Source organism: Thermomonas alba (assembly GCF_022419205.1).
GTDB classification, from domain to species: Bacteria; Pseudomonadota; Gammaproteobacteria; order Xanthomonadales; family Xanthomonadaceae; genus Thermomonas; species Thermomonas alba.
Map to the genome: position 1 here is coordinate 1 of NZ_JAJOZU010000022.1, position 1,401 is coordinate 1,401.

Annotated in this window: 1 protein-coding gene; it reads right to left on the bottom strand. The window is 69.2% G+C overall.

What is annotated here, in order from left to right; translation table 11 throughout:
• Positions 1-35: 35 nt before the first annotated feature.
• Positions 36-1,298, bottom strand: a complete 1,263-nt coding sequence (locus tag ML342_RS11510; RefSeq protein WP_240127163.1) for an IS256 family transposase — start codon at positions 1,296-1,298, stop codon at positions 36-38.
• Between the last annotated feature and the right edge of the window lie 103 nt (positions 1,299-1,401).

Consider the following 1,401-nt stretch of genomic DNA (forward strand, 5'->3'; position numbering starts at 1 on the left):
GAGAAATACCCAAAAGTGGTGCACGCCCTGACGGATCAGGCGGCGGCCGAGTGGGTCTGGGCGGTTGCATCATCGCGCACTTCGACGCCATCGCGGAAGCGCACGCCGGTGATCACCTTGGCGAGCCAGGCGAAGCCGTTGAGCTTGCGCCAGTGCGTCTCGGCGATCTTGGCCAGCTTGAACACGAGCGGCACGATGCTGTCGCGCGAGATCGCGCCGCGGGTGCGGTCGGTGCGATGGCGCACGGTGGCGAAGGTGGATTCGATCGGGTTGGTGGTGCGCAGGTGGCGCCAGTGCTCGGCCGGGAAGTCGTAGAAGGTCAGCAGCTGCTCACGGTCCTTGCGCAGCAGTTCGGCGGCCTTCGGGTACTTGGCGCCGTAGACGGCGATGAACCGGTCGAAGGCCCGGTGGGCTTCCGCCCGGGTCGCCGCCATCCAGATCGCCTGCAGGTCGGCCTTGGCCTTGCGCTGCACGCCCTTGGGCAAGCGGTTGAGCACATTGGCGGTCTTGTGCACCCAGCAGCGCTGCTGGCGGGTGGCCGGGTAGACCTCGGCCAGGGCCGCCCAGAAGCCCATGGCGCCGTCGCCCACCGCGAGTTCGGGCGGGACTGCCAGGCCGCGGGCCTTCAGGTGCAGCAGCACCTCGCGCCAGCTCTGGGTGGACTCGCGGTAGCCCTCCTCGATCGCCAGCAGGTGCTTGTTGCCGCGCTCGTCGACGCCGATCACCACCAGGGCGCACAGCGGCGCGTTGTCGGCGCGGATGCCGAAGTGGATGCCGTCGACCCACAGGTACACCCAGCGGTCGCGGTCCAGCGGCGCCGAGCGGAAGGCCGCGTACTCGTCGCGCCAGGTCGCCTTCAACCGGCCGATGGTGGCCGCCGAGAGCCCCTTGGCGCGCTCGCCCAACAGCGCCGCCAGCGCCTCGCCCATGCGCTCGGCGGAGATGCCGTACAGGTAAAGCCATGGCAGCACCGCCTCCACGGATGCCGCCTTGCGCACGTAGGGCGGCACGAGTTCCGACCGGAACACCCGGCCACGGCCGGCGCGGTCGCGCACCTTGGGCACCTTGACCGGCACCGGGCCAAGACCGGTGAGGATCTCGCGCTCAGGCAGGAAGCCGGCGCGGACCAGTTCGCGGCGACCGTCGGGGCAAGTGCTGCCCTCGACCTCCAGGAAGCGGGCGAACTCGTCCATCACGGCGCGCTGAATGAGCTGCTGGGCCTGCTCGCGCAGGAGCGCGGTCAGGGCATCGTGGAAGCGTGCTGGCTGGTGCAGGGAAACGACGTTATCGTTGCTCACGGTGGCGTACCTCGTGGTTGGGTGGACTCGTGACAAGCCCATTCCAACCCGGTACGCCGCCTCTCCTCAACTCAGGGGCGTGCACCAGATTCGGTCATATCTC